At 57.1% G+C, this 26217-nt stretch carries 25 protein-coding genes and 1 tRNA gene; 10 read left to right on the forward strand and 16 right to left on the reverse strand.

What is annotated here, in order from left to right; genetic code table 11:
* Positions 1–3 precede the first annotated feature (3 nt).
* The 3 genes from F7C38_06005 to F7C38_06015 form a co-directional block, all read right to left on the reverse strand.
* Positions 4–462 carry a PIN domain-containing protein gene (locus F7C38_06005; protein MCE4601102.1) on the reverse strand — a complete coding sequence of 153 codons (459 nt, stop codon included), beginning with the start codon at positions 460–462 and terminating at the stop codon, positions 4–6.
* On the reverse strand, positions 429–632 hold the full coding sequence (locus tag F7C38_06010; GenBank protein MCE4601103.1) for a hypothetical protein: 204 nt from the start codon (positions 630–632) through the stop codon (positions 429–431). Before F7C38_06010 ends, F7C38_06005 begins: the two co-directional genes overlap by 34 nt.
* A gap of 194 nt (positions 633–826) precedes the next feature.
* Positions 827–905, reverse strand: a tRNA-Gly gene (locus F7C38_06015).
* A gap of 77 nt (positions 906–982) precedes the next feature.
* On the opposite strand from F7C38_06015, the gene F7C38_06020 reads away from it, so the two are divergent.
* The 5 genes from F7C38_06020 (at position 983) to F7C38_06040 (ending at position 7073) form a co-directional block, all read left to right on the forward strand.
* Positions 983–2968 (forward strand): hypothetical protein, encoded by a 1986-nt coding sequence (locus tag F7C38_06020; protein ID MCE4601104.1) that lies wholly within the window; start codon positions 983–985, stop codon positions 2966–2968.
* 39 nt (positions 2969–3007) lie between these two features.
* On the forward strand, positions 3008–4297 hold the full coding sequence (locus F7C38_06025; protein MCE4601105.1) for a permease: 1290 nt from the start codon (positions 3008–3010) through the stop codon (positions 4295–4297).
* Between the two features lie 59 nt (positions 4298–4356).
* Positions 4357–5133, forward strand: coding sequence for a hypothetical protein (locus F7C38_06030; GenBank protein ID MCE4601106.1), 777 nt, complete (start codon positions 4357–4359; stop codon positions 5131–5133).
* A gap of 61 nt (positions 5134–5194) precedes the next feature.
* Positions 5195–5404: a hypothetical protein gene (locus F7C38_06035; protein MCE4601107.1), complete on the forward strand. Its 210-nt coding sequence runs from the start codon at positions 5195–5197 to the stop codon at positions 5402–5404.
* A 73-nt stretch (positions 5405–5477) separates the two neighbouring features.
* The gene (locus tag F7C38_06040; GenBank protein MCE4601108.1) at positions 5478–7073 is read left to right on the forward strand and encodes an amino acid permease; all 1596 of its coding nucleotides are present in this window, start codon (positions 5478–5480) and stop codon (positions 7071–7073) included.
* 55 nt (positions 7074–7128) lie between these two features.
* Here the strand turns inward: F7C38_06040 and F7C38_06045 are convergent, their stop codons facing one another.
* The 6 genes from F7C38_06045 to F7C38_06070 all read right to left on the reverse strand — a co-directional run bounded on the left by F7C38_06045 (position 7129) and on the right by F7C38_06070 (position 13632).
* On the reverse strand, positions 7129–7668 hold the full coding sequence (locus F7C38_06045) for a TetR/AcrR family transcriptional regulator (GenBank protein ID MCE4601109.1): 540 nt from the start codon (positions 7666–7668) through the stop codon (positions 7129–7131).
* A gap of 38 nt (positions 7669–7706) precedes the next feature.
* Positions 7707–7970, reverse strand: coding sequence for a hypothetical protein (locus F7C38_06050; protein ID MCE4601110.1), 264 nt, complete (start codon positions 7968–7970; stop codon positions 7707–7709).
* 14 nt (positions 7971–7984) lie between these two features.
* Positions 7985–8824, reverse strand: a complete 840-nt coding sequence (locus tag F7C38_06055; protein ID MCE4601111.1) for a bile acid:sodium symporter — start codon at positions 8822–8824, stop codon at positions 7985–7987.
* 106 nt (positions 8825–8930) lie between these two features.
* Positions 8931–10520 carry an ABC transporter permease subunit gene (locus tag F7C38_06060; GenBank protein MCE4601112.1) on the reverse strand — a complete coding sequence of 530 codons (1590 nt, stop codon included), beginning with the start codon at positions 10518–10520 and terminating at the stop codon, positions 8931–8933.
* A gap of 26 nt (positions 10521–10546) precedes the next feature.
* A complete protein-coding gene (locus F7C38_06065; protein ID MCE4601113.1) occupies positions 10547–11674 on the reverse strand; it encodes a thiamine ABC transporter substrate-binding protein in 1128 nt (375 codons plus the stop codon).
* Between the two features lie 83 nt (positions 11675–11757).
* The gene (locus F7C38_06070; GenBank protein MCE4601114.1) at positions 11758–13632 is read right to left on the reverse strand and encodes an aldehyde ferredoxin oxidoreductase family protein; all 1875 of its coding nucleotides are present in this window, start codon (positions 13630–13632) and stop codon (positions 11758–11760) included.
* 131 nt (positions 13633–13763) lie between these two features.
* On the opposite strand from F7C38_06070, the gene F7C38_06075 reads away from it, so the two are divergent.
* Positions 13764–14774 carry an ABC transporter ATP-binding protein gene (locus tag F7C38_06075; GenBank protein MCE4601115.1) on the forward strand — a complete coding sequence of 337 codons (1011 nt, stop codon included), beginning with the start codon at positions 13764–13766 and terminating at the stop codon, positions 14772–14774.
* 39 nt (positions 14775–14813) lie between these two features.
* Here the strand turns inward: F7C38_06075 and F7C38_06080 are convergent, their stop codons facing one another.
* The 3 genes from F7C38_06080 to F7C38_06090 form a co-directional block, all read right to left on the reverse strand.
* Complete coding sequence (locus F7C38_06080; GenBank protein MCE4601116.1) at positions 14814–16115, reverse strand: ABC transporter permease; 1302 nt, start codon at positions 16113–16115, stop codon at positions 14814–14816.
* Positions 16112–16849, reverse strand: coding sequence for an ABC transporter ATP-binding protein (locus F7C38_06085; GenBank protein ID MCE4601117.1), 738 nt, complete (start codon positions 16847–16849; stop codon positions 16112–16114). Before F7C38_06085 ends, F7C38_06080 begins: the two co-directional genes overlap by 4 nt.
* Before the next feature lie 69 nt (positions 16850–16918).
* On the reverse strand, positions 16919–17812 hold the full coding sequence (locus F7C38_06090) for a potassium channel family protein (protein MCE4601118.1): 894 nt from the start codon (positions 17810–17812) through the stop codon (positions 16919–16921).
* A 129-nt stretch (positions 17813–17941) separates the two neighbouring features.
* Here F7C38_06090 and F7C38_06095 point away from each other — a divergent pair, with 129 nt between their 5' ends.
* Together F7C38_06095 and F7C38_06100 are read left to right on the forward strand one after the other, a co-directional pair.
* Positions 17942–18667 (forward strand): alanyl-tRNA editing protein, encoded by a 726-nt coding sequence (locus F7C38_06095; protein ID MCE4601119.1) that lies wholly within the window; start codon positions 17942–17944, stop codon positions 18665–18667.
* Positions 18668–18766: 99 nt separating this feature from the next.
* A complete protein-coding gene (locus F7C38_06100) occupies positions 18767–19039 on the forward strand; it encodes a MoaD family protein (protein MCE4601120.1) in 273 nt (90 codons plus the stop codon).
* Here F7C38_06100 and F7C38_06105 read toward each other — a convergent pair.
* Positions 19036–19482: a phosphate-starvation-inducible PsiE family protein gene (locus F7C38_06105; protein MCE4601121.1), complete on the reverse strand. Its 447-nt coding sequence runs from the start codon at positions 19480–19482 to the stop codon at positions 19036–19038. The two genes, F7C38_06100 and F7C38_06105, sit on opposite strands and share 4 nt — an antisense overlap.
* Positions 19483–19624: 142 nt before the next feature.
* Here F7C38_06105 and F7C38_06110 point away from each other — a divergent pair, with 142 nt between their 5' ends.
* Complete coding sequence (locus tag F7C38_06110) at positions 19625–20011, forward strand: ferrous iron transport protein A (GenBank protein MCE4601122.1); 387 nt, start codon at positions 19625–19627, stop codon at positions 20009–20011.
* A 25-nt stretch (positions 20012–20036) separates the two neighbouring features.
* Here F7C38_06110 and F7C38_06115 read toward each other — a convergent pair whose 3' ends face one another.
* From F7C38_06115 to F7C38_06125, 3 genes are all read right to left on the reverse strand, one after another.
* The gene (locus F7C38_06115; GenBank protein ID MCE4601123.1) at positions 20037–21494 is read right to left on the reverse strand and encodes a short-chain fatty acid transporter; all 1458 of its coding nucleotides are present in this window, start codon (positions 21492–21494) and stop codon (positions 20037–20039) included.
* 93 nt (positions 21495–21587) lie between these two features.
* Entirely contained in the window at positions 21588–22931 is a 1344-nt protein-coding gene (locus F7C38_06120) for an amidase (GenBank protein MCE4601124.1), read from the reverse strand.
* Positions 22932–22994: 63 nt separating this feature from the next.
* On the reverse strand, positions 22995–24953 hold the full coding sequence (locus F7C38_06125) for an AMP-binding protein (protein ID MCE4601125.1): 1959 nt from the start codon (positions 24951–24953) through the stop codon (positions 22995–22997).
* 83 nt (positions 24954–25036) lie between these two features.
* On the opposite strand from F7C38_06125, the gene F7C38_06130 reads away from it, so the two are divergent.
* On the forward strand, positions 25037–26206 hold the full coding sequence (locus F7C38_06130; GenBank protein MCE4601126.1) for a thiolase domain-containing protein: 1170 nt from the start codon (positions 25037–25039) through the stop codon (positions 26204–26206).
* Positions 26207–26217: the final 11 nt, after the last annotated feature.

Here is a 26217-nt window from a genome sequence, read left to right on the forward strand (position 1 = left end):
TGCTTATATGTTGGTCTCTTGTAGCTCTCTTGGTGTTAGGACTGTTATACCCTCTCTTTGGAGTTCCTCGCATTTGTAGTCCTTCTTATTGTAGGTTAGTATGATTACTTGTTTGTAGTGTTCTCGTAGGTGTAGTGCGAGGGCTACGTATGGAGTGTCCTTCGGGTCCCTCACGAGGTCTTTTGCTTTTTCTAGGTGCTTCTTGTAGCTCTTCTTCTTGGCTTCTGTCGTTATTTTTAGGATTGTTTGGAGGGCTGTTTTGAGGGTCCAGGGGTCTATGCCCTTCCTTTTCGCCACATCATCTACTACCGTGTTGAACTCCTCCTTCACGTAGTCCGGGACGTATAGCTTATCTCCTCTTAGGTGGAGGGTGAGTAGAGTGGCTGCTGTATAGCCTTCGGGTTTTAGGATTGAGGCGAGTAGGACGTTTAGGTCGAGGACTGTTGCGCGTGCCTCTTCCATACCCGTTCCTCCACTCTGGAGAAGATCTCCTCCAGTTCTTCATCGCTCAGCAGCTCTCTCACCTTCCTCATAGACAGCCATACCGTGAAGGCCCTCCACAACCTCTCCAAGGCCTCCTCGCTAAAACCCTCGGGAACCTCAACCTCTATCGTAACCTTCTTCGTCGCCACTGTCACTCCCATATCGATATTCTTGTCCCCGGGTGTTTATATCTCGGTGTCTCCTGGATGTGGTAGCGAACCTTGAATGTTGTAAGGGGATCATGTTTTTGTGTCTCATCTATTTATAAGGGAGACGCCTGTTGTGGGACGCGTGGGGGGAATAGTTCTGGATCATTGTTTTTACGATGGTGTGGAGGGTGTTGTGGTGCGGCCGCCGGGATTTGAACCCGGGATCGCCGGCTTGGAAGGCCGGCGTCCTAGTCCAGGCTAGACGACGGCCGCCTCCGTTCTTGGCCTTGGTGTCTGGTGGGGGTTTATCTAGGTTACCTGGCCTCCCATTGCTAGATGGCTATAGGGGGATGGCGCTGGGTAGAAGGGAGTTCGCCTCGCTTGTCATTGCAGTGTTAGTGCTAGCCATGTATCCGGCTGTGCTTGTTCATCCCGATGGTAGTGCTGGGCCTGTGGTGTATAGTGGGAGCTATGATAGGCTTAGCGTGATCATACCGGATCCATCGACCAGGGCTTGCAGCGTGTTCGTGATGGATTCCGTTATCGGGGAGCTAGATATCATCTTCATGGTCAACGGGAATACCACCTGCAGCGATATAGAGGTCTACATCTACAACTCCAAGATCAAGCTCATAGAACTGCTTGGAAACACGGAGTACGTCGACGGGGAACTCCAGATAGTCAACACTACGAATACGGCTCTAACCTCTATCACCATCTCAACCCTAACACTCAGGAGCGTAGTCGTGTTGGATTCGCGCATCGGCCAGTGGCTAGTCTCCGCCCGCGACGTATCCATCGTGGACTCGGAGTTCCTGGCAGTGACTGTCACCGATAACGATGTACTCTTAGTCGGGGGGAGCCGTGGGGCCTCCATATACGTTGGCCAGGAGGGCGGAGGCGAGATCCACTTCGAGAACTCCAGCCTGGATAACGGGTTCCTCCCCCTCGGGACGGGCGCTAGACTGAGCGAGGCATTAGCCAATGCCCCAGTCCGGGTCGTCTCCCCCAATGGTAGCCTGACAGTCCAGGACTCGAACTTCACCTGCAGCTCGGGACCCTGTAGCTTGGAGTTTGCTGGCGTTGGCAGCGGGGTATTCGCCAACGCTATCCTGGACTTGGCCGGCGGGGTACTCAGGTGGGCCTCGGGCGGTGCGTCCTCTAGCCTCGTGTTGAATAGAACCGTTGTGCGAGGGAGTGTAGATATACGCCTCGCCACCTCTGGCTTGGGCGAGTTGGTAGTGGAGGACTCCTTCCTGGGCGTGAGGGGAGGGAACGCCACGTCCATCTCAGGGTATAGCGTTAACCTGTCCGCTGGCCGTATCAGGGTCTCCAACTCCACCCTCACGGCCGGCAGAATACTCCTGTCCTCTGGGAGCGTGGCTATAGAGGGTTCCAGGATCTCCTTCGGCTCCCTGACTATAGACGGGGCATCCGAGATCTCGATGATTGGAGATAGGATGGCTGGCGACTATATCCTGGCCGAGTCCAGGGGTCTGGACAGGGTTTCCTGTGTTGGTTGCGAGGTCTTTACAACTATCATGTTAGACTCTATACACTGTAATAATACGGTGATAAATATATCTAATACCGTCTTCTACCGAGGCGAAGGACTCGTACTCAGGGCCCTAGAGGGAGAGGTGGCGGCCAATATAACCGGGGCCCTGTTCATGGACAGGAGGATGGAGTTCATAATCTACAGCTACCCGCCAAGCAATGTAGAAGCCCATATAGTCACGAGCAAGTCATACTACTCCAGCCTCGCAGGCCCCACGGTGAAGATAAACGGGGAGACGAGGAGATACGGTGGAGCCGCAATCGACTTGAAGGGCGTAAACGCTACGGTAACCATTAGAGACTGGCTACCGGGGACCAATAGCGGCGTCGTGGAGGAGGCCGGGAGTACTCCCCCCTTCACTGTGGAGGGAGGCCATGTTATACCCGTTAGAGGGACCCTCCCCAGGCTAGACGCCAAAGAGTTCTACATAGTCGTGCTCGACACGCCCAGGAAGGAGATAGCCATAGTAACCAATGAGACCCTAAGGGTCGAGGCCTACGATGGAAACGGGAACCCCCTAGCCAACAATACCGGGACCGGTAGAGTCTTATTAGAGCTATCCTACAAGGCCAGGGAACTCGTAATTCTATACGAGCCAATAGAGACCGGGATAGCGCCGGGTGAAAGTACGGCCTCGAACACCTCTAACAAGGGCAGTGGAGCCCTCTCCACTGTTAAGCCGGGCCGGGGGTCCTCGTGGTTGAAGTGGCTCCTAGCCCTGTTGGCCATAGCGATTGTTATCCTGGTGGCGTCGTTGTTGTCTAGGAGGCTCCATTAATTAATGGAGCCTGTCACAACGGTCTTCGCATGGAGATAGATGGTGGAGGAGCTACTAGCGCTGCTGCTGTTCATCGTTGTGGTGACGGCTATCATAGCTAGGGTTGTGGAGGAGGCTGTCGCGGCCCTGGCAGGAGTAGTGCTTATGATAGTGTTGACCGGGTATACGCCTGTCGACGCGTTCAACGCCATAGACTGGAACGTCATGGGCATACTCTTCGGGATGTGGGTTATAACGGGGTACATGATGAGGGCCGGGTTCTCCCGCGTGGTCCTTTCGTGGATAGTCAAGAGGGTCAACAGCTACAGGGCCTTACTCCTCATGCTCTCCCTAGCAGCGGGCTTCATATCAATGCTAGTCGACAACGTGCTCGTCATACTCCTATTCGGGGCCCTCTCAATAGAGGCCGCAAAGAGGGCCCGCGGCAACCCCGTGCTGGCGGTGCTACTAGTCGGGTTCTCTGCTAACTTCATGGGGACGGCGCTACTAATGGGAGACCTCCCGCCGCAACTACTCCACAGCATAGCCGGGGCCGAGTTCATCGACTTCATATGGAGCCGTGGGAGGCCGAGTAGCTTCATACTGCTCACGATAACATTCCTCCTAACACTAGCAACATACTACGCGTTATACGTCAGGAGAGAGCCCCAGACGCTACCCTCCATCGAGTTCGGGGAGGATGGGGTTGATAGGGGACTGCTCTGGCTGTCGACGCTGTTCTTCGCCTTGACCGTGGCGGGGATGGCTGTCAGGCCCCTACTGGGGGTCCCCCTCGGCTTCATAACCGTCTCGGGCGCGGCCCTGCTGTCACTAGCCGTGGAGGCGTATAGGCGGTGTAACAGGGAGTGGCCTGGCTTCGACGAGATACTGGGGGAGGTTGAGTGGAGGGCCCTCCTATTCTATGCGAGCCTCTTCGCGCTCGTCGGAGGGCTAGAGTTCAACGGAGTGTTGGAGGCTATGGCCGAGAAGTTCCTCCCCTTGATTAGTAACGGCGGCTTCACGGCGTACACAAGCTCCTATTGGATCGTGGGCGCACTCTCCACCTTCGTGGAGCACGACGCCCTACTACTAACATTCCTCTACATCGCTAGGGACGCGGCCCACATAGCGGGCTTCGACCCCTGGCCCCTGTACTGGGCTATGGCCTGGAGCGCCACGCTCGCGAGCAACATGACTACTGCAGCGGCACCAGCCCTATACGTTGCCTTGACGCTGGCCGAGGAGAAGGGGTATAGGATAGGGGCCAGGGAGTTCCTCAGGTATAGCGTGCCTTTCGTGTCGATCAGCCTTGTACTGCAGTTCCTCTTAAGCGCGGTTATATGGGCCTAGAAGCCCCCAGAGACTATGGGCTCTGTGGCCGGGCTATATAGCCGCCCTCTAGGGTACACATGTATGAGGCTAGGTACGGGTTGAACGAGGAGATAGAGGCTAGGATTAGGATACTGTTGGAGTTGAATAGGTACGAGGCCAAGGCCTATCTAACGCTCGTGAAAATGGGCTCTATGAAGGCAGTCGAGCTGGCTGAGCTCTCCGGGATACCGAGGGGCCGCATATACGATGTGCTTAGGAGCCTCGAAGCGAAGGGGCTAGTGAACAGGAGAGACCACTTATACGAGGCGGTCAATCCCAGGAGGGCACTCTCTAGGATCGGGCAGAGGAAGCTCGTCGAGGCACTAGACGCTATGAGGAGGATTGAAGAGTTGGCGGAGGAGCTTGAGAACTCCTATAAGACCGGTGGGATGAGAGAGGAGGTGAGACTCGTATATGGCTTAAAGGAGAGCCTCGCGGCGGCGCTCTCCTCGATAACGCAATGCAAAGGACCAGTATACTTCGTGGCCTTCAAAGCCTCAGAGAAGAGCCTCGAATACTGGGACCTCCTAGCGCCGCTAATCGACAGGCTCCCCCCTAATGTGAGGATACTCGTCCCATCAACCCAGAGGCCGCCCAAGCAAGCCCTGGAGGCGCTCCTAGAGAAGGGGATCGAGGTCAGGAGTAGCCCGGCCGCGGTGCTTGACATGATGGCCGCCTGCGACACGGTGATAATAGGGCTGCCGAGCCTCCACCACGACGTGGTCTCGGTATTCATAAGGCATCCAGCCTTCGCATCAGGACTAGCCTCTAGGCTGGAGGAGATGTGGCATAACGCCAAGCCAGTGAAGGAATGACTGTATAGAAATCATTTTTAGCTAGGCTCGACGGAGGGAATCCTATATTGGGGTCTGGGGGATGAGCCTGCTGGGGCTCATCAACCGGGTGCTCGGAAACAGGTGGGTTGGCCTAGCCATATTCACCGGGGCCTTCTACCTAACCTTCACAACGCTACAAGACTTCCTCAAGAAGACGCCAGCGGCCTCCACGGGAGTGCACCTGCTCGAAGCCCTCTCGACCATCGTATACGTGGCAGGCGCGGTGCTAGTGGTAAGATACATTAAATAATCGCCGCGTCCACCACGAGAGCCTAGAAGCCCACAACGATGAGAGACCTAGACCGCTGTCAGAGGAGTCTAGATTGGAGAGGGGAAAGCTGGGGTACTGGGAGATCTTCAGCATCGGAGTCGGCGGTATGATTGGAGGCGGGATATTCGCCACGCTCGGCTTGAGCCTGGAGCTAGCCAGGGGGGCCGCCCCGCTTGCTTTCTTCTTCGCGGGGCTCATCGCCTTGTTGACCAGCTATAGCTACGCGAAGCTCTCAGCCCGCTACCCCAGCGTGGGTGGAACGATAGAGTTCCTTGTTAGGGCGTATGGCGATAACATTGTTACCGGCGGGTTGAACATAATGCTCCTAGCCGGCTACATAGTCATGATAGCGCTCTATGCGCACGCCTTCGGAGCCTACGGAGCCAGTATGATCCCAGGCCACTACAGCGAGGCGTACACTATACTAGTCGTGTTCGCCATAGGGAGCCTCACACTAGTCAACTTCCTTGGAGCCGTGGTGAGTGGGAGGATAGAATTGGCCCTGGTAGCGTTTAAGCTCTTCGTACTCCTTTTCGTAGCCGCGGTCGGGCTGAGGCTCGTGGATTGGTCTATGCTCTCCCCGGCGACCTGGCCGCCGCTAGTCAACATAATAGCTGGCGGCATGATAATATTCCTCGCCTACGAGGGCTTCGAGCTAATAGCCAACACCGCCGGCGATGCCGAGAACACTACCGTCCTTAGGAAGGCCCTATACTCTGCCGTCATCACGGTGATATCGGTCTACGTGCTGATATCACTGGTCTCAGCCGGTGCACTCTCCCCGGAGACCGTTGAGAGGGCCAGGGACTATGCACTGGCCATCCTAGTCAAGCCAGTACTCGGAGAAGCCGGGACCACGCTTGTCGTCGCAGCAGCCCTGGCCTCGACTAGCAGCGCAATCAACGCAACACTCTACGGGACCGCCAGGATGAGCTACCTCGTGGCGAAGTATGGAGAGGCACCGCAGATACTCGCCAGGAGGATATGGCGGGGCGCCTACGAGGGCTTAGTCATCATAAGCGTCCTCAGCCTCTTACTAGCGCTGGGGACCAGCCTGGAGGCGATAAGCACGGCGGGCAGCGGAGGGTTCCTCATAATCTTCGCCGCGGTTAACCTTGCAGCCTACAGGCTCCGGAGGACCACTGGCGCGAACCCGGTACTGGCTCTGGGCGGTGCGATGCTCAGCCTCGTGGCGCTCTCCATACTCGTATGGAGGATGTACCAGTTGGACCCGAGGCAGTTAACCGTGCTCGCGGGGATACTGGCCGGCAGTATCCTGGTAGAGGCGGTCTATAGAGGGGTTACCAGGAGGAGGCTGCCCCGCGTGGTGGATCCGAGGCTTGCGGAGAGGGAGTCGATGCTGAGGAACTGGGAGGAGATAGCAGGTAGGGTTGCATCCTCGATAAAGAAGGTGGTTAGGGATGCCGAGGTGTTCATCATAGGGAGCCACGCTAGGCTGGAGCCCCAGAAGGCCGGCGACATAGACATACTGGTCGTCACCCCCAGGAAGCTGACGAGAGAGGAGGAGGACGCGGTGAAGAGCGCGGTAGAGAGGGATCTCGGCTTACCGCCACATCACCCGGTCCACCTGCACGTGGTCTCTAAGGAGGAGGCAGGTAGGTACAGGCATAGGAAGAGGATAGAGTAGCCGCTACAGTACTAGTAGTTGAGGGGTCCCTCACTGGACGCCTTACGCCATTCTATTATTTAACAATTATATTTATTAGTCTTTCTAGGTATTCCTCCTCTGAGATGTCCGGGGGAGGCCTCAGGGTATAGCAGAGGAGGCTCCCGAAGAATGTCCTAACCCGGATCCTGTACTCTATCGACTCGCCTCCAAAGACCGCCATGGACACGCGCCTTGTGTAATCAGTGCAGATCTCCCTTAGACTCTCCTCGACCTGGGGATAGACTGTTCTGATAGACATGGTATGGAGCATGAGGTTCCTATAGACCGGGTCCTTATACTTCTCAAGGTAACCCTCCCCTATACACCTAAGCAGGCGATCCCTCTCAAACCCCTCTCCAAGGCAACGGTCGAGCACGTCTATCGGTAGGCTCCTCCTCGCCACCTCAAGGATAAGCTCATCCTTAGACCTAAAGTACCAGAAGAGGAGCCCCTTAGAGACGCCAGCCTCCCTGGCTATGGCAGAGGCTGAGGCCTTGAAGTAGCCGTTAGAAGCGAATATCTTCATCGCTGCCTCTACGATCCGCTCCTTGACCTCCTCTTTATCCCTCCCCAAGGCCAGCACCCCAGCACGCCACGGGTGTATCCAGATATTTACCGGGCGCTGGTTCCAACGCCGAGCCACCCCTTAACTCTGGGCAGGCTCCAGAGGTATAACACGGCTACCACAGGCTGGATCGCCGGTATCAACGCGGCTGGGACAGCGGCGGTTGCACTGATCGCCATAACGCTTACTGCAGCCGCTACGCTTTCGTTCTTGGTCAGGGATATGAATGCCATTGCAGAGTGGTCCTCGTATGATAGGTGTAGTGCTCTAGTCGCTGCGATCAAGGATGCTATTATTGTAGCGTATATCAATGCCTGGAGCCCTATTATTTCCCCGCCAGTGCGGGTTTCGAGACTAGTAGCTGGGCCTTCGCGGAGATTAGAGTTGCTATGAGTGTCAGCATTGCTATTATCGTCCATATGCTTAGGTATGGCTTTATCCGCTTCCCAAGCCTTCTCTCGATGCATTCGAGTGCATCCTCTATGTGTGAAAGCGCCTCTTCCAGACTCGTATACCCTTTACTTCTCTTACAGGGCATGTCCTCGCTGGAGTCCCTTAGTATCGCCTTCGCACGGTGCTTGACCAGGTAGTATCTAGCCAGTTGTCCCAGTATGAATGGTGTTAGCAGGGCAATGCCCACCGACTCGCCTAGTAGGCCTAGGGGGATGCTCACAGATAGGGTCTTTGCGTATAGCCCTATGCATGCTGGGACCGCGGCTAGCGCGCCGAATATGCTGATTATGGCTAGTAGTGTAGCAAATTCTATATTCCCCTCGGCGAGTAGGACGTAGGCTATCGATGCACTAGAAGCGGGCACGCTGTTCGCGGCCACGAACCCGATTGATATTGGCTTCGAGGGGAGGAGTCCCGCTAGGATCATGGCCGCGATGGGGCCGACGCCGAATATTATGGCTAGGGCTACTAGTGTCTCCAGCTTCTTCCCGGCGAGTTCAGCACCGAATCTCTCTGCTCTTAGCTGGATCATCGACGGGAGTAGCGTTAGTACTGCTAGCGTTATTATAATGTCTTTTATTAGTTGTTTATGGGTTTTGATGTAGGGGCCTGCATGGTAGCCTATGGGTAGAGCGGCTATGATTACTATGATGATGTAGGCTAGGAGGTACTTCCTCAGGTGTTCCGAGAGCCTTAGGGCAGCTCCCTCCACTTATTGACCACCAAGTCAATCTAACCAGTCAGTCAATAGTATTTATCCTTGACACAAGACGACGATAAAGGAACCACAGCGAAGCCGACTTATAGACGGGGAACGACTAGAACCACTCCCTAACCCTGCGAGACACGACAAAAGCACTAAACAATGTCAACGACAACAACACCGAAGCACACGCGCTAGCCGGGCCAAGCAACCTACCACCCCCATACAGCTGATAAGTCAAGACACCAAGACTCCACGTAGAAGGCTCCGTCAACACGAGAACAGCCCCAAACTCGCCCAGACTAGCCGCCACAGCCAGGAGAGCCGCCGACGATAAGCCCGGGCCAGCGACCCTAGCCAGCTGATAGAGAAGCCTATACCCCCTCAAGCCAATCGACAACATGTACTCGACCGCCTCCCGGGGTATCCTGGAGAGGCCCGAGTCGACGGCCCTCGAAGCCAGCGGCAGTGACATCGAGACGTGGGCGAGGCCGATCAACAAAACTATAGTCAACGTGTGCCCTAGGACACTCCTTAATGCGAGGTAGAGAGTGAGGTATAGGGCGACGCCGACAGTCACCGGAGAGAAGAGTATCGGAGCCAGCCCCGCTAGGCGGCCGAACACTCTATCCCTCTCCACGACCAGGGGTATGGAGAGCGTGACGGCTCCAGCCATGGCTATGACGGCGTATAGGAGGCTGTTGAGAAGGGCCCTGGAGAAGCTTGCCCCCGGCGGGACTGGCAGGGGACCGGCTACGAGGCGCCTGTAGTTCTCCAGGGTTAGGTGGCCGTGGATTGTTAGAGATTCCAGGAACACTCCGAGGAGGGGGAGGTACAGGTATCCCAGTAGGAGGATAGAGTAGGCCTCCAAGGCCAGGGAGGCGGGGTCCCTCCTGGGCCTACGGATCCTCTCGCCCAGCTCGCCCCTGGGAGTCCTCGCCTGGACCCGTAGTAGTATGAGGGCCGTCACCGCTAGGAGGGATGCCTGGAGTAGTGCTAGTAGGGCTGAGAGGGATCGGTAGGCGGGGAATCCCTTGAATATCGTGTAGATCCAGGCCTCCAGAGTGTAGTACTTGTACGCGGCGCCCTCTACCATGAGCGGGGCCGCCAGCCCCGTGAAGCTGTATATGAATGTGAGTAGCCACGCGGAGAGTATGCCTGGCATCGAGGCGGGGAGTATCAGGTGGCGCCACAGCCTGTACCCCCTTATCCCCGCTGTCTCGACATAGTCGTAGACTTCTGCCGGTATGCCGGCCAGGCTGGAGTATACTAGTACGGCGGCTAGCGGTATGTTGAACCATGAGTGTATTATTATGATCCCGTGGGGTGCCCGGGCGAGCCACTCCGGCGTATGGGGTAGCTGGGCGAGCCACCTGAAGCCTAGTACCACCGCGACCGATGGAGCCATGAATACTGGGAGCCCGAGCACGCGGTATAGCCGGGCTATCCTCGACCCGTAGTATCCGCTGGCGACGCCGACGGGGGCTCCTACAGCTACTGCTATGGTGGCGGAGGCAGTCGCCTGCATTATAGTCCATTCGAGTATCCATGGCAGGTTGAGCTGGCCGAGCAGGCCTAGGCTTGACCGGGGGAGGAGGTATAGGAGGAGTATTGGGGGTAGGGTGAAGGCTAGCAGCGTCGCTAGGGCTAGTGCCTTCACGGGCCAGGGTAGTAGCTTGCCGGCTAGCCTCCAGGCCTTTGCCAAGTCTTATGCATCCGGTCTTGTATTGGTTAGCCTTGGCCCATTAATTGTGTCCACTGGAGGAGCCACTTCTCGTAGTTGGCCTGTATCTCGTCGGGCGTTAGTAGGTTGTTCGCTATCACGTCCACATCGTCTAGGGTTAGGGCGTACTTGTAGTAGTCTGGCAGTGGCGCCTGGCTGTTGGCTGGAAGCATCCACTGGTTGCTTGGGAATAGCGACTGTATGTCCCGTGAGAGGAGCCAGTCCACGAACTCCTTAGCAAGCTCTGTCCCGGGCTGGCCCTTGACTACCAGCGCCCCCTCGACCTGCAGCCACGCCGTGGATTCTCCCTCGTGGTAGATTAGGGCGGCGTGTATCGTAGGCTCTCCCTTGTTGTACCACGCGCTGTAGGCGGGGTCTGTGCCGTAGCTCACTACTATCCCCCTAGTCCCGCCTTCTCTGAGGAACTCGTCGTAGGCGTCGCCCCAGCTGGGGGCCACGTAGACGTAGTCCCTCACGCTATTCCACCAGTCCCGCCAGTCCGCTCCCATTAGCTTCTCCGAGACCGCTATCTCCCAGTAGAGGAATGAGAGGCCTGGACTGCTCTTCGTCGGGTCCTCAACTATCAGCTTGCTAGCGATCTCTGGCTTGGCCAGGTCTTCTAGCGTCGGCCCCTTCTCTAGGATTTGCAGTGTCTCGTCGTCGAGCTTGGAGGGGTCGTAGACGAGTGTTATCAGCCCGTAGTCTATTGGCGTCACGCAGTGGCTGGGGTCTAGGACGTTGGCTATGTCCTTGGGCACCGTTTCCTCTGCTACTGGGCTGTAGTAGCACTCAATTATCCCAGCCTTCTTGGCCTCGTAGACGAGGAGGTTGTCGACTCCTATTACGAGGTCTGCTGTTCTAACACCCCTCTGGTACTCGTCTATAACTGCGAGGAGCGCTGTCCTGGCGTCGTCGAAGGTCCTGACAGTCACCTTGACGCCGTGCTTCTCCCCGAAGGAGTCGAAGACCTGCTTCCAGACCTGCTCCGGGTTCTCGCCCCATGCCAGGAAGTCGCTGTAGGTGTATATCACTAGCTCGCGTGGCTTTGTCTTGGCCGTCATCGTGTAGTAGGCGAGGCCTCCTATGACGATTGCGACTATGATTAGGCCGAGTATGGCTGCGAGGGTCCTGGACACGGTCTTCCACCGTTGGGTTTGGAGGGACCCCCTCTGGGGCTTAAATGGGATATCTATACTATGATAACCTAGTTATCGGGATTCTAGCCGGACACCACGCTACGCGCCAACCCCAGCAAGACCCCGGGCACTACGCCAGCCAAATCAAGGCGTACTAGAGTACTAGCCAGAGGGACCCCGTCCGGAGACCAGCCCCTGGCGGCATAATACTCCCGCCTAAGCACCTCCATAACCCTCCTATCAACGGCCTCGCCGCTACTCGGCCCATCCGATATAGGCTCCCTATAATAACGGGGAGGCAGCTCGTCGTGGACCTCTGGCTCTAGCCCGAGCCAGAGGTTGACCAGCCTCTCCAACGTAACAGTCCTCTCGCCTGAGAGGAGCAAGTCGCCCGGAGTATAGGAGTACCCTGTTAGAGCCGAGATTAGACCAGCCGTGTTCTCGGGGTATATAGTCCCCCTGGAGAACTTACATATGCCCGTGTTATCGTAGAACGCCATCAAGTCTTCCCCGTCCTTGACAAGCTGCGCTTTACCCTCATAGACTAGCCTGTCAACGCTGGAGTACCTCCAGAGCCTCCCATACAGCTCGAAGGCATAGGCCCCGCTAGTCAAGTGGTCGGCGCCCCTGCTCGAAACCATGTATCCCAGGGCCATGCCCTTCAACCCCCTAGCATCATAGGCCGGGGGCTCAAGGCCCTTCACATCGACTAGCAGGTCATGGCCCGCTCCAAGCCTGTCAGCGGCCCTACGGGACCCGTCGGCAAGCAGGGCTCCAAGCCTGCCCCTCCTATAAGCCATGTCCTCGACCAGCCTCGCCACCTCCTCCGCATCACCCCACGCCAGGGCCCCATCCAGGTACCCCTTCTCGCCGGCATGCATCGCCCAGGCGATAGTGGCGCCGAGGCTTATGGTGTCGAATCCGAGCTCGTCAGCTAAATGGTTGAGGTAGGCCACGTCCCTGATGTTGCAGATCCCTATATCGGAGCCCAGCGCGTAGACGGTCTCGTACTCGGGGCCGTCCACGCTGGGCGAATCCCCGACCCTTATCACCTGTGTACAGGGCCTTCCGCAGCCGATGCAGGGATTGCGGCCAACCCTGTATCTAGGGGCGAACCGTGATAGCTCCTCGTGAGCTCTCTCGGGGTCTGGGCACCAGGATAGCGTGCTCCTCTTCCAGTTGAGCGATGGCAGGACGCCGTAGGCCTTGTTTGTATAGTCTAGCATAAGCGGCGTGCCATACTCCACTAGCGCCTTGGAGGCTCTGGCTTCGTGGGTAGCCTTGTTGAGCCTCCCCGCCTCCTCCAACACCCTGGACCTGTCGGCCGCCTTTGGCGGGGTGTTGCCTTTCACTAGTATCGCCTTGAGCTTCTTAGAGCCCATGACTGCTCCGAGCCCCGTCCTGCCAGCCTGCCTGCCGCCAGCGTCTATCATGGAGATGGCCGATAGGTTCTCGCCGGCAGGGCCTATGATGGCGTCGGCGTAGCCAGGGTGTCTCTCCTTTAGAGCCCCCCTAGCCTCTCCTATCCTCTTACCCCATAGGCTCCCAGCCTCCTCTATCCTCACGCCATCATTATCAACGACTAGGATTCCGGGGTCGTCGAGGGCTCCCTTGACGACTATAAGGTCGTAGCCAGTCCTCCTGATCTCCCACCCTATCCTGCCCCCCGCCATAGATCTGCCGAGTAGGCCTGTTAGTGGGCTCCTCGCGACGAACGCTGTTTTACTGGCTGTCGAGAGCCCGCTCCCAACCAGGGCCCCGGGAGATATAACTAGCGGGTTGTCGGGGGATAGGGGCTCGGGAGGGGTCTTGCCTGCGTGGAGGCTCCAGACTAGCACTCCGAGGCCCCTTCCACCCAGCAGTAGCCTGTAGGCTTCCCAGGGTATCTCGAAACCGGTATACTCTGCGTTATCCCCCTTCAGCTCCACTAGGAGGCCCTTGCCCCAGAACCAGTGCATCCCGGACCAGCCCCCAAGACACCGTGTGTGCCGGGGACGTTAATGTAGTGATGGGAGGGTCCCTCTGCTACGGTCTGTAGTCTGGATTTAAGGGGGCGCCGGGGCCACAGGATAGGGATCGGTTGAAGGTTGTGAAGGACTCTAGGGGTCCGCTGGTCGAGGCCAGGGGCATATGGAAGAGATACGAAGGAGTAGTAGCCCTGAGGGATGTGAGCCTAAGGGCAGCGCCGGGCGAGGTCACTGTTATAGCGGGGCCGAGTGGTAGTGGCAAGTCAACCCTCCTCAGGATTCTGGCCGGGTTAGAGGACCCCGATAGTGGAGATGTTTTATTCAACGGTGTGAGCGTCGCGAGGGACCCTCCCTGGGCTAGGAACACGGTGATGCTGAGCCAGAGGCCCATACTACTACCCCACCTGACGGTCAGGGAGAACCTGGTGCTAGCAGCCGAGGCACGGGGGGCTCCGAGGGGCGAAGCCAGGGAGCTGGCCGAGGAGGTGGCTAGACGGCTTGGCATAACGGGCTTGCTCGACAGGAAGCCTGGCACCCTGAGCGGGGGCCAGTTGCAGAGGGCTAGCCTAGCGACGGTGCTGGCGGCCAGGCCCAGGGTGTTATTGTTGGACGAGCCATTCGCCCACTTGGACTTGCCTCTTAGGGAGTCTTTTAGGAGGCTTGTACGCGGGCTCGCGCATAGCGAATCCATCACAGTCATACAGGTGACCCATGACCAGGATGAGGCCCTGGAGGTGGCTGATTCGCTTGCCATACTCGTGAATGGCAGGGTTCTTGAGGAGAGGGACCCTCAATCCACCTACTACGACCCAGGGAGTATTGAGACCGCCGTGTTCCTGGGGCATAATGTAGCGTGCAGTCCCCCCCTATCGCCCCGCAAGGGGGTCCCAGTAACGTTTCCCCCGGAGGCTGTGAGCCTAGGCGAGGGACCCCTCGATGGCGTCGTGACTTATGTGGCGGCCAGGAAACACCACACCCTCGTGTATATAGACTTGGATGGAGTTGAGGTAAAGGCTGTCCTCGCCGGGGTGAGGGGTGTCAGAGTGGGGGCTAGGGTCAAGTTCGCTGTGGATCGCGGCATGGTTAAGGAGTGGCCTGGCGTGTCCGAGTGTGGGGTCAGCCTCTACGAGTAAGTGCCCGGGCCCATGGGCTTTTGAGAGGGCCACGGGTGTTTAGGTGGATAGGAGGCTCCTTCTACGCCTCTCGGCCATGTACCTGGAGATCCTCTTGAGGAGTGGGTGGCCTACTATCATGGTCTCCGGGCTTAGTAGCCTGGCCGCTATCAGGGTCCAGGCTATGCCGTGGATGACTAGTCCGATGCCCGATAGCGCTATTATGGTCTGCTTCCCCGTTATCCCTGCTGACACGAACATGGCTAGTAGGGCGTATGGGTCTATCGAGATGGCGGCTTTGAGTGTTGCTGGGAGTTGTGTGAGGTCGAGGCCCATGAACATGGGGAAGAGGGGTATGGCTAGGATGAAGCTTATGTAGCTGGCCGCCATCTGGCTGCTCCTCACGTCTCCGGCCTGTGAGCCGATTATGAAGCCGATCACTATGTTGGTGTAGAGTGTGAGGGCGAGGCCGAGCGCGAGGAGGCCCAGGACGTAGCCCGGTAACACTATGCTAGTAGGCGCCTCTCCCCCTCCAGCGGCGGCCACGTTCATGACCATCCTCATGTAGATGTATAGGCCGAGCATGTAACTGATAACGCCTCCAATAGCTAGGACCGTGACAGCTATGAGCTTGCCCAGGAGTAGGGAGCGCCTCGATACGGGTAGCGTGAACAGCTTCTCAAGGGTCTTAGCCTCCTTCTCCAAGCCAAAGCTTATAGCGGCCACCTGAGTTGACGCGATCGCCGTCATGAGCACCGCCAGGGGGAGCGCGATGCTGACCCCCATCACGAGCCCCATCAATTGCTGCGGCGAAACCGTTTCCCCCTTATAGTAGAATTGCGTGTTGAAGCGTACGGGGCTAGATAGGAACTCCGGGGTTATGCCGGGCATGTACCTCTTCAGGTTCTCAGCCACGATAGACTTCACTATAGAATCCACTATACCCGTTATCTGGTCCGGCTTGCTGAGCTCAGCGTAGCTCAGAGTCCGGGGCTTGTAGATGAGGCTGACACTAGCCTGTACCCCCTTCAACAGGTCCTCGTCGAATCCAGGCGGTATCACTAGGACCGCGTCATACCCCTTCCCAAGCAGGGTCTCCGGGTCTACGGTCGTGTATATGGGGGAGCCGAGGGCTTCCGCTAGGGCCCTTGTTATGTTTCCGGGCTTCCAGGTGTCGCTCGTAAGGACCGCTATCCTGGGCTTGTAAGCGGCCTGCTGGCTTACCTGGGAGAACGAGGCCGAGGCTACGCCTCCCATCACAGCATACATGAGCAGGGGGCCTAGGAGGAGGCCGAATAAGACTATCCTCTCCCTTAACAGCTCCCTGATCTCCTTCCTTACAAGCACCCAGACCTTGCTCATTCTAGCCCCGCCTCCCCCTCGACTGCCTTGATGAATGCCTCTTCGAGGTTCTTTGCGTCGTAGGTTCTCTTGAGCTCCTCTGGTTTCCCGGAGGCGATTATGCGTCCCCTGTTTATGAAGGCCACCCGGTCGCAGAGGTATTCTACTTCAAGCATGTTATGGCTTGATAATAGTATGGCGGCCCTCGACTCCCTGACGTAGTCCTTTATGGTGTTCCTCATGACGACGCTGTGGTACACGTCTAGGCCGCTGGTCGGCTCATCTAGTATCGCTAGCCTGGGCCTGGTCATTAGCGTTGTAGCTAGTAGGAGCCTCCTCTTCATCCCCTTGCTGTAGGTGTTCATGGGATCGTATAGCCTGGTGCCTAGGCCCGAGGTCTTGACCGCGTAGTCCACCATGTCCCTCACGAGGCTCTTATCCTCAGCGTATACCTCGGCGATGAACTCTATGAAGTCTATCCCCCTGAGGTGCCTATAGACGCCGGCATCCTCGGGCAGGTAGCTGATAATCCTCTTCACCTTGACCTCGTCCTGGAACGGGTCCAATCCATAAATTGATACTCGGCCGGCGTCGGGCTTCAATAGGCCAGCCACTATACGGAGGGTAGTGGTCTTGCCAGCCCCGTTGGGCCCGATTAACCCGAATATCTCCCCTTCGTTCACCGTAAAGCTTACGCCGCGTAGTGCCTCGATGCCGTCGAAGGACTTCCGCAGGCCTCTCACGTCTAATGGCATAGTCGACAACCGGTACAACCACCGGCGTCTATGATTAATCAGCATCCATATTAAGTCTATATCTGCATCCTAAGCCTCTTGCCCGCCCTCTTCCAGGGTCGAGACGAGGTTCGAGGGCACACCCAGGGTCTCCGGGGACAAGTCGATCTTTATCACGGCCCTCCTATCGGCGGTGGCTATAGTGTATAGGACGTCTAGGTGCTTCTTCAGCACCTCGTACTCGTCATCGTCGAGCTCCTCTATCCTCTTTATCAGCTCTATCAACAGCCTCTTCCTACCCTCCAGAGGCGAGACCTCGCCCTCGACCATGACAATCCTCACCAGGCCCGCCGCTAGGGTCGATAGGAAGAACGTGAACATGCCGATCCCGACCAGCATGAGCATACTGGCCACCATCCGGCCCTCGGGCGTGACCGGGACCATGTCACCATAGCCAACCGTGGTTATCGTGACTAGCGTAAGCCACAACGCATCCGTCAGGGAGTGTACGTGACTGCCGGGGGCCCCGTACTCTACTATGTAGATGGTTAGGCTCCCTCCGAGCACGGTTATCATAGCGAGCAGGCCGGCCTGGATTATGACAGAATCGAGCAGCCGGCCGAGCCTCCCCATCCCCGATAAAATCTCCCTTACGTCATAGACGAGCCTCAACCCCCGGACACCCATAACCGTTATCCCGGCAATGAGGGCATAGTCCGGGTTTAGGGGCGTACTGGAGACTAGGAGTATGGGGAGGCTCGACGGGATCACGAGGGCCAGGGGGGTCCTAGAGAGTATCCCGATTACGAGGAGGAGCCCAGCGAACACGAGGTCCGCTAGTAGGGCGACCTGATGGCCTGGATTAACTAGGAGGGCGTAGGCTATACCTATGCCTATGGCTGTCGTGAACGCGTCCATTAGCCTCCTGAAACCGTGGGTCATAACCCTGTCGGCATACACCATGGCTCTGTTGGATTCAATCAATTCCCGAGGCCCTAGGGAGTGATAGGGCTGGGCGTCGTGTATTGGTGGACGACCCCGGTAATACCCTTCCGGGGGGGGCGTTGCTTTAAGAGCCGCCCCCGGGCCTAGTGTATCCCGGTGTATAGTGCTTTGGAGGGCACCCGTCTCCTCTTCCAAGAGGACAGCTACCTGAGGGAGTTCGAGGCCAGAGTCGTCTCCGTCGAGGGGGACCGCGTAGTATTGGATAGGACGGCCTTCCACCCCAGACCCAGCGGAGGGCTAGACGCGGATAGAGGAGTGCTTGAGGGACCCCTAGGCATTTACAAGGTCGTCGACACCGTAGCGGAGGGAGACGTTGTAGTCCACATAGTGCCGGGCCACAGGCTCAAGCCGGGAGACCGGGTTGTGGGTAGGATAGACTGGGAGAGGAGGTATCGTATGATGAAGCTACACACGGCGAGCCATATACTCGCGGCGATCCTCTACAAGAGGTATGGAGCGTTGGTGACGGGCGGCCATATTTCGCCAGAGCAGGCTAGGGATGACTTTGATCTATCAATGGTTGAGGGCGACTGGAAGGAGGTCCTCCGGAGGGCGTTGGAGGAGGCCGAGGAGATAGCGGGTAGATGCCTCGAAGTCAAGATTTACTGGCTGCCCCGGGAGGAGGCTCTAAAGATACCGGGCCTGGTGAAGCTTGCCGAGAAGATGCCTCCAGGCGCCAATAGGCTGCGGATAGTCGAGATACCTGGAGTCGACGTCCAGGCTGATGGGGGCCCACACGTGAGGAACACCTGTGAGATCGGCGGGTTGAAGCTATTGAGGCTTGAGAGTAAGGGTAGGAAGAGGAGGAGAATCTACTACACGCTAAACCAGTAGGTGAGTCGGGCTAGCGTATGAGCGACGAGTAAACCCTGGGTGGCTATATCCCGTGATATAATCCTCTCATCCCATAGTGTATTTCTAGGTGGGTCGGGCTTGGAGGCTATTAGCGTTAAACTAAGAGTCTATGCCACTTTGATTGAGGCGGTCGGTAGACGCGCTATGGATGTTAGTATGCCTCGGGGCTCTAGGGTGATCGACCTGCTCCTCAGGACAGGGCTTGCCGGGGTTGTGTTGGAGGATGGGAGGGTTAGGGAGATGTATAAGGTCCTGGTTAATGGGAGGGATATAGAGTTCCTCGATGGCTTGGATACCGTCTTGAGGGATGGCGATGTTGTCGACGTGTTCCCCCCGGTGGCTGGCGGCTAGGTGGCCATGGCCTCCCTCAGCTTCCCCTGGGTTTCCAGCCTGCCTATGATGATCCACATGAACGATAATATGAGGAATACCACGCCGAGCGAGACCAGCATCGACCAGTCCAGGTGCCGTATCTCTACGCTGATTATCTCTCTGAGGACCGCTAGCATCGCGGCCTCTATGACTATCCTTATCGGGAAGCGCCTCCTGACCACGGCGGTTAGGAGGGTCCTGAGTATGTCTATTGCTAGGAGGAGTAGCAGTATCATGTCTAGTATCTCTAGCACCTTCGTCTTGTTCAGCTCGGACTCTACTAGGTCGATGTACATCAGCTTGATTAGCTTGGCCGATGCTATGAGGATCGCGGCAGCTAGTATCGTGGCTAGGATTACTTCAAGGGTATCTATTATACCCCGCATTAACCGGTATCCTCTCTCCTCGCATTCACTCTCCAATCTGCATCCAGGTCACATGTAGGGCCCCCGGTTTAATAATGATGGGGGATGACCAGGTGGTATACAGTTGACGCCTCAGGACGAGAGCCTATACCATAGAGTGATATAGCCTCGCCAACCCATGTATTCATGGGGAAGGGTATTGACTTGGAACTGGTGGGGTAGAGGACGTGGAAGAGGCAGGATGGGATGGGGCCCAGGATGGGGGCCGCTTCCTCCCCAGGTACTGCAGCCTCCGGAGCTGGAGCCAGGCCTTACGCCGCTTAGCCTAGCCCCTCAGGGGGCTCGTGTGGTTGTGAGGGCTATAGTAGCCGGTCAGGGGGCCTATTATCGTATACTGAGTCTCGGCATCGCTCCTGGCACCGAGCTTGAGGTTGTCGAGAACTTGATGACTTACCCCTGGAGCCCGGTGATTGTTAGGGTGCGGGGCGTGGAGGTGGCTCTTGGCAGGGGTATGGCTGATAAGGTTTTGGTGAAGATCGTCTCCGCACCAACCACTAGCGGCATAGAAAACAAGAATGAAAAATAAATATAAAATATTTATTGTTTCTTGCCTAGTAGGGGATTAGCAATAGTCCGAGGGCTATCACCGGGGCTATCAATAGCATTAGTGTCAGCGTGTAGCCGAAGACGTCTCTAGCCCTAGTATTGGTTATGTGGAGCAGTGGGATGGCCCAGAAGGGCTGGAGCAGGTTGGTCCAGGCGTCTCCTACGGAGTAGGCTATTATTGTCTTCCCTATCGGTACTCCTAGGGCGTGGCCGGCTCTGATCAGTATCTCGCCTATCGCGGCCCACTCTCCTCCTCCGCTGGGGACGAATATGTTGACTAGACCGGCTATCAGCCAAGCTACTATCGGCCATGTCGTCGGGGTTGCTACGGAGGCTATCTTGTTGGCTATGATCATCGCGGCGCTAACGCCGGTTGCTGGCAGCTTCGTGTTGAATAGCCCGAATATACCGGCGTAGAAGTGGAACTGGAGTATGACGCCCGCCGCCGAGCGTACGCTGTTGTAGAATACCCTGGCGTATCTTATCGGGTTGCCGTAGAGTAGGAGTCCGAATATCAGGAAGATGAAGTTCATCGTGTTGAGGTTTAGGGCCCTGCTTATTCCCTTCGTGCCTAGGTCGTAGCCTATGGCTATGAGGCCGAGTAGTACGGTTATGTAGGCTAGCGTCCTGGAGTTCTCTAGCTTGTCTGCTAGGGTCTTTGCCTCAACCTTCTCGAAGCGGGGTACTTCCTCCTCTCTCTCCACGGCTTTGGGGTCGTATTCCTCGATGCCCTTGACGTTCTCGTGGCTTGGGGAGATGAACCAGAAGATTATCATGGCGAATATGGTGACTAGTATGAAGTTTGCTATGGTGTAGGGGTGGAATATCGTCTCGCTCAACGGTATAGTCTCCCTGCCGTATAGCTCCTTGACCACCTTCCCCAGGAAGTAGCCTGGCGTGTTCATTAGCAGGGACGCGCTAGCCGTCAGACCCCAGTGCCATGTGAGGCCGAGGCCAGCGTATGCCGCTGCCACCACTGCGGGGTAGTGGATTTTGCGTTTCTTGAAGTAGGCTTGTCTCCCTATCTCCCTCGCCAGCACTGCACCGCCTATTAGGCTTAGGCCCCAGCTTATGTAGGAGAGCAGTATTGATACCAGTGCGGCGAGTACTGCTGCCTGTTTGGTGTTTTTGGGCCATCCGGCTAGCTTCGATAGCCCCCTGTAGATGTAGGGGTGGTATGCTATGACGTAGCCGGTTACGAGTATTAGTGTCATTTGCATGCTGAACTTTAGCAGCTTCCAGAAGCCTCCGTACCATGCGCTGTACACTAGGAATTTTACTGTTCCTCCCCATCCCAGGTGTTTTGGCGTGTCTAGTACCCATACTACTATTATCATTCCTATTATTGTTAGTATTATTGCGAATATGAATGGGTCGGGCATCCAGCTCCGGACCCAGGCTTCTGCCTTTTCTCCGAATACTTCCAGCCAAGGACGCTTTGAGGACTCCTTACCCTGGGGCAAGGAGTTCACCGGACTCCTAACCATTGATCCATCCCACTATTAATCCATTAGGCTATAGAATGTATGTACCACATATATACAAAAATCATATATTTATTTATTTAAGAATTTATAAAGTAATATCGAGTAGCCCACCAGGGCCCCCGTAGACGAGGCAGAAGCCAACTGCAAGGGGAAGGGGATACCGCTCGGGAGCCTGACACTCCAGATAGGAACACTAGCCGCTGGCAAGTCTAGCACATTGAAGGGACCCGTAAGCCACGTAAACGTTGATGACGCCGAAAGCTCCGGGGTCACCTCGTCTAGCTTAGGCGCATCTCTTGGAACCGTTGGAAGCAACACCAGGTCATACTCACCCAGCAACAGCCTCGCCAAGCGTCTAACCCTCCCAAGCATACCCCGGGCCTCCATGTAGAGCGCGTGGTCAATGCGAGAACCCAGATCAAGTATCAGCCTAATATCATCTCCCATAACATCGCTGAAGACCCTGTACTCGCGGTATAGGCTCAAATACGCTTCTCTAAGGGCTATTATCGCTCTAAGCCTCTCCGCAGCCATAAACCAGGCTAGCCTACCCTCCGGTATAACACGATACGTGAGCCCGGCCTCGTCTAGGAGCGCCAGGACCCGATGGTAGGCCTCAGAGACCTCCTCGGAGATCCTCCGGGTGAACTTGAATACTCCAATCGTGGCCTTCCTAGTGGCGAGTTTCTTGTAGGCTTGGAGGACCTCCTCTAATTCGATCAGTCCAGCCAGGTATAGTGGAGGTACCACGTGTAGGGGCGTCTTTGCCAGGAAACCAGCGGTTTCAAGGCTAGGCATGACTGTGTAGAAGTCGGCATCACTGGTCTCGTCCATAACGGGTTTAACGCCATAGACTCCCGTGAATGCCGCTGGCACGCGTATGCTCCCAGCGGCATCGGTTCCCACGCCAAGGTATACCTCTCCCGTGGCTACGGCTGCCGCCGGGCCGCCGCTACTGCCCCCAGTTATCCTACCCGGCGCCACAGGGTTTACCGGCGTTCCCGTGTGCGGGTTGACGTTGGTGGTGCCTAGGCCTAGCTCGTGCATGTTGCCTCTCCCAAGGAGCTTGAACCCTGCGCTGGCGAGTTTCTCAAGGAGCCATGAGGTTGTCTGGGGGTGTAGGGTGAGGTAGCCTGTGCCTAGGCTTGCAGGTTCCCCGGATCTCATGAAGTTGTCCTTGTAGACTATCAATGGACCGCATGTCTCGCCGCTCACCGGGGGGTGTACTAGTATTCTCTGCTCTAGTAGCCTACGGACTAAGCCTTCGTGGCATTTTCCTACCTCGCTCGATATTATATCGCTGACATCTTCCACCACGCCCTTGAAGTCTCCTAGCCCACTCCATATCGAGTCTACCAGCATCTTCTCCAGTTCAAGCCCCTTGGCTAGTTTACCAGCTATGCCGCCTGACAACGTCATAACACCTCTATGCAACCAAATAATATTAATTTATATATTAAAAAAGGCTGTATAGCTTTATCCGCTCTTCATAAGCTCTTTGAAGACCCTCCTCACATACTCCAGGCTCTCGGGGTTCTCCATCACGGGGCTCGCTTGAACCTCCATTCCACGGGCTATGGCCCGTATGATCCTCCTCATTATCTTCCCGCTCCTCGTCCTAGGCAGGTCGTCGACGGGGAATATCCTGCTGGGAGTGAAGGGCTTGCCCAGCTCCCGGGCCACGAGCCCCTTTATCTCGGCCTCGTCACTGCTCGTGATCTCCTCGCCGGGCTTCGGCGTTACGAGGCAGACTATCGCCTCGCCCTTAACGGGGTCTGGTACTCCAACGCAGGCGGTCTCCTTGACCTTGGGGTACCTGTTTATTATAGCCTCTATCTCGGCAGGCCCTATCCTCTTACCAGCGACCTTTATCACGTCATCAGCCCTACCCAGTATGAACCAGTAGCCGTCCTCGTCGATCAGGGCTAGGTCGCCATGGTACCACATGCCGGGGAACCTGGACCAATACGTCTCGATATACCTCTGGGGGTCCCTCCAGAGACCCCTGGTCATGCTCGGGGCAGGCTTCTTAGCCACTAGATACCCGGGCGTGCCCCTGACCGGCTTGCCCTCGTCGTTGACGACATCGACGTCCATACCGAGACCTGGGCCCCACAGGGTCGACGGCTTAAGCGGTACCACGGGGCTTGGTAGGACGAAGCAGCCGAATATCTCCGTCCCGCCCGACAGGTTTATCATGGGGCGCTTCTCCTGGCCCACGTCCCTCACTATCCAGAGCCACGTCTGCGGATCTATGGGCTCGCCCGTGTTCCCGAAGGCCCTCAGGCTCGATACATCGTGTTTCTCGACTTCCTCTGTACCATAGCTCCTGAGCATCCTGGCCACGGTTGCGGCGAAGCCGAAGTGGGTGACCTTGTACTTCTCGATCAGCATCCAGACCCTGTCCCTGCTAGGGTAGTCGATCCCGCCCTCGACTATTAGGTGGCTCACCCCGTGGAACTGCGCCCCGAAGACTTGCCAGGGACCCATCATCCAGCCTAGATCGGTTATCCACCACAACCTATCGCTACTGCCAGGCTTCATGTCGAGGTTGAAGTAGTGCTCCTTCGAGGGCTGGAGCAGGGTCCCTGCATGGCTTATCACTGCCCCCTTAGGCTTCCCCGTGGTTCCACTGGTGTAGAGTAGGAGCGCCGGGTCCTCGGCTTCCATCTCCTCGGGCTCCGCTACAGGCCTCTTCCCAGATAATGCATCATCCCACCACTCGTCTACGTCGTCGTCCCAGGGTATGTCCACGCCGAGCCTCTTGATCACGACGACCTTTGAGGGGTAGCCTGCAAGCTTCCTGGCCTCGTCGGCGTTGTGTTTTAAGACTATCTTGCGGCCCTTCCTATAGTAGCCGTCGACTGTGACCATAACCTTGGCCTCCGAGTCGGCTAGCCTCTGCGCCACGGCTGAGGGAGCGAAGCCCGAGAAGATCGGGCTGGCTATCGCCCCGATCTCTAGAGCCGCCAGCATAGCCGTTATCGACTCTGGGATCATTGGGGCGTATATGGCTACGACGTCGCCCTTCCCCACCCCGATCTCCTTGAGGTACGCCGCGAACCTCCATACAGTGTCGCGTAGCTCGCCGTAGGTTACACGTTTCTCGGCGCCGTCTTCGCCCACCCAGGTGAACGCCTCCTTGCTGGCTCCGTAGCGTTTAACGGGGAGGTCTACCGTGTTGTAGGCGGCGTTCAGCTTGCCTCCGATGTACCACTTCGCCCATTCCGGCCCCTTCGAGAGGTCCACGACCTCCTGCGGCTCCTTGAACCATTCAACGCCTATCCACTCGGGTAGATTGCCCCAGAACCATTTGATGTCTCGTGTAGACGCCTCCACTAGCTCCTTGTAGCTCTTGAAGCCGTGCTTCTCCATGAAGCTAGTAACGTTCGCGTTGGATACAACCTCCCTTGGGGGGCGCCATATGTATCCCACTATTTGCACCCCATGTATTTACTGTCCGAGACCTAACTGTTAAATCTAAAATCCGCTATGTATAGATTGGTGAGGAGTCTCCTATGGAGCGTGCCGCAATCATAGGGGTTGGTTGGTACGGGTTCAAGCCAACAACCCCCGAGGTCTCGTTCCGGGAAATGATGTTTGAGGCGGCGACGAGAGCCTATCAGGACGCAGGCATAGACCCCAGAAGGGACGTAGACGCGTTCCTAAGCGCGCAGGAAGACTTCTGGGAGGGAATAGCGATAGCAGACGAGTTCGCCCCCGAGCCGATAGGCGGGGTCCTGAGGCCCACAGTGACCGTAGCGGGAGACGGAATGCAAGCTCTAGCCAACGCCGTGATGCTAGTACAGACCGGGTACTTCGACATCGTAGCCGTTGAGGCCCATGGGAAGCCGAGCGACATAGCGTCTCTAGGGGAGATCTATGATCTAGCCCTCGACCCCATACACCACAGACCGGTCAAGCCAGCCCACCCATTCTTCATGATGGCGTTCGACGCGCAAGCCTACATGATGAGGGCCGGGGCAGAGCCAGCCCACCTGGCACTGGTCGCGGCTAGCAACCGTAACGCTGGCCTAAGGAATCCCAGGGCCAGCTACGCGGCGAGAATCGGGGTCGACGAGGTGCTCGACGCGGAGCCCGTTATAGACCCCCTGACCAGGTACGACATAGCTGGCTTCTCGGACGCGGCGATAGTGATGGTAGTGGCCAGGGAGAGCGTCGCGAAGACCCTGACCGACAAGCCCGTCTACATAGACGGTATTGGATATGCGACCGAGACCGGGACTGGTACCCTGGAGTGGCACTCCTGGGGTAGGATGCCTAGCATGAGGATAGCGGCGATGATAGCCTACAGGCAGGCCGGGATAAGTGACCCCTCGACGGCAACGGACTTCGCCGAGGTGGAGGATAGAGCCAGCCACTACCAGTTAATCGCCTTGGAAGAGCTTGGGCTGGCCCCGGAGGACCAGGCCCATAAACTCTTCGAGAAAGGCGAGTACAGCCCGGACAGCAGCTACCCCGTCAACCCGAGCGGAGGGACCCTCTCCTTGGGTGTATCGCTTGAAGCCACGGGACTGGCCAGGGTCTTGGAGGCCGTGCTACAGCTTAGGGGGGAGGCTGGAAGCCACCAGCTGAGCGGTGTAGAGAGGGCTATCGTCGCCTCCTGGCGTGGACCGCCCACCACTACGTCCATGGTGGCTGTTTTGAGCGGCCCAGAGTTCGGTTAGATGGAGGTGTG

The sequence above is a fragment of the Candidatus Thermodiscus eudorianus genome, assembly GCA_015521085.1.
Lineage (GTDB): Archaea > Thermoproteota > Thermoprotei_A > Sulfolobales > Acidilobaceae > Thermodiscus > Thermodiscus eudorianus.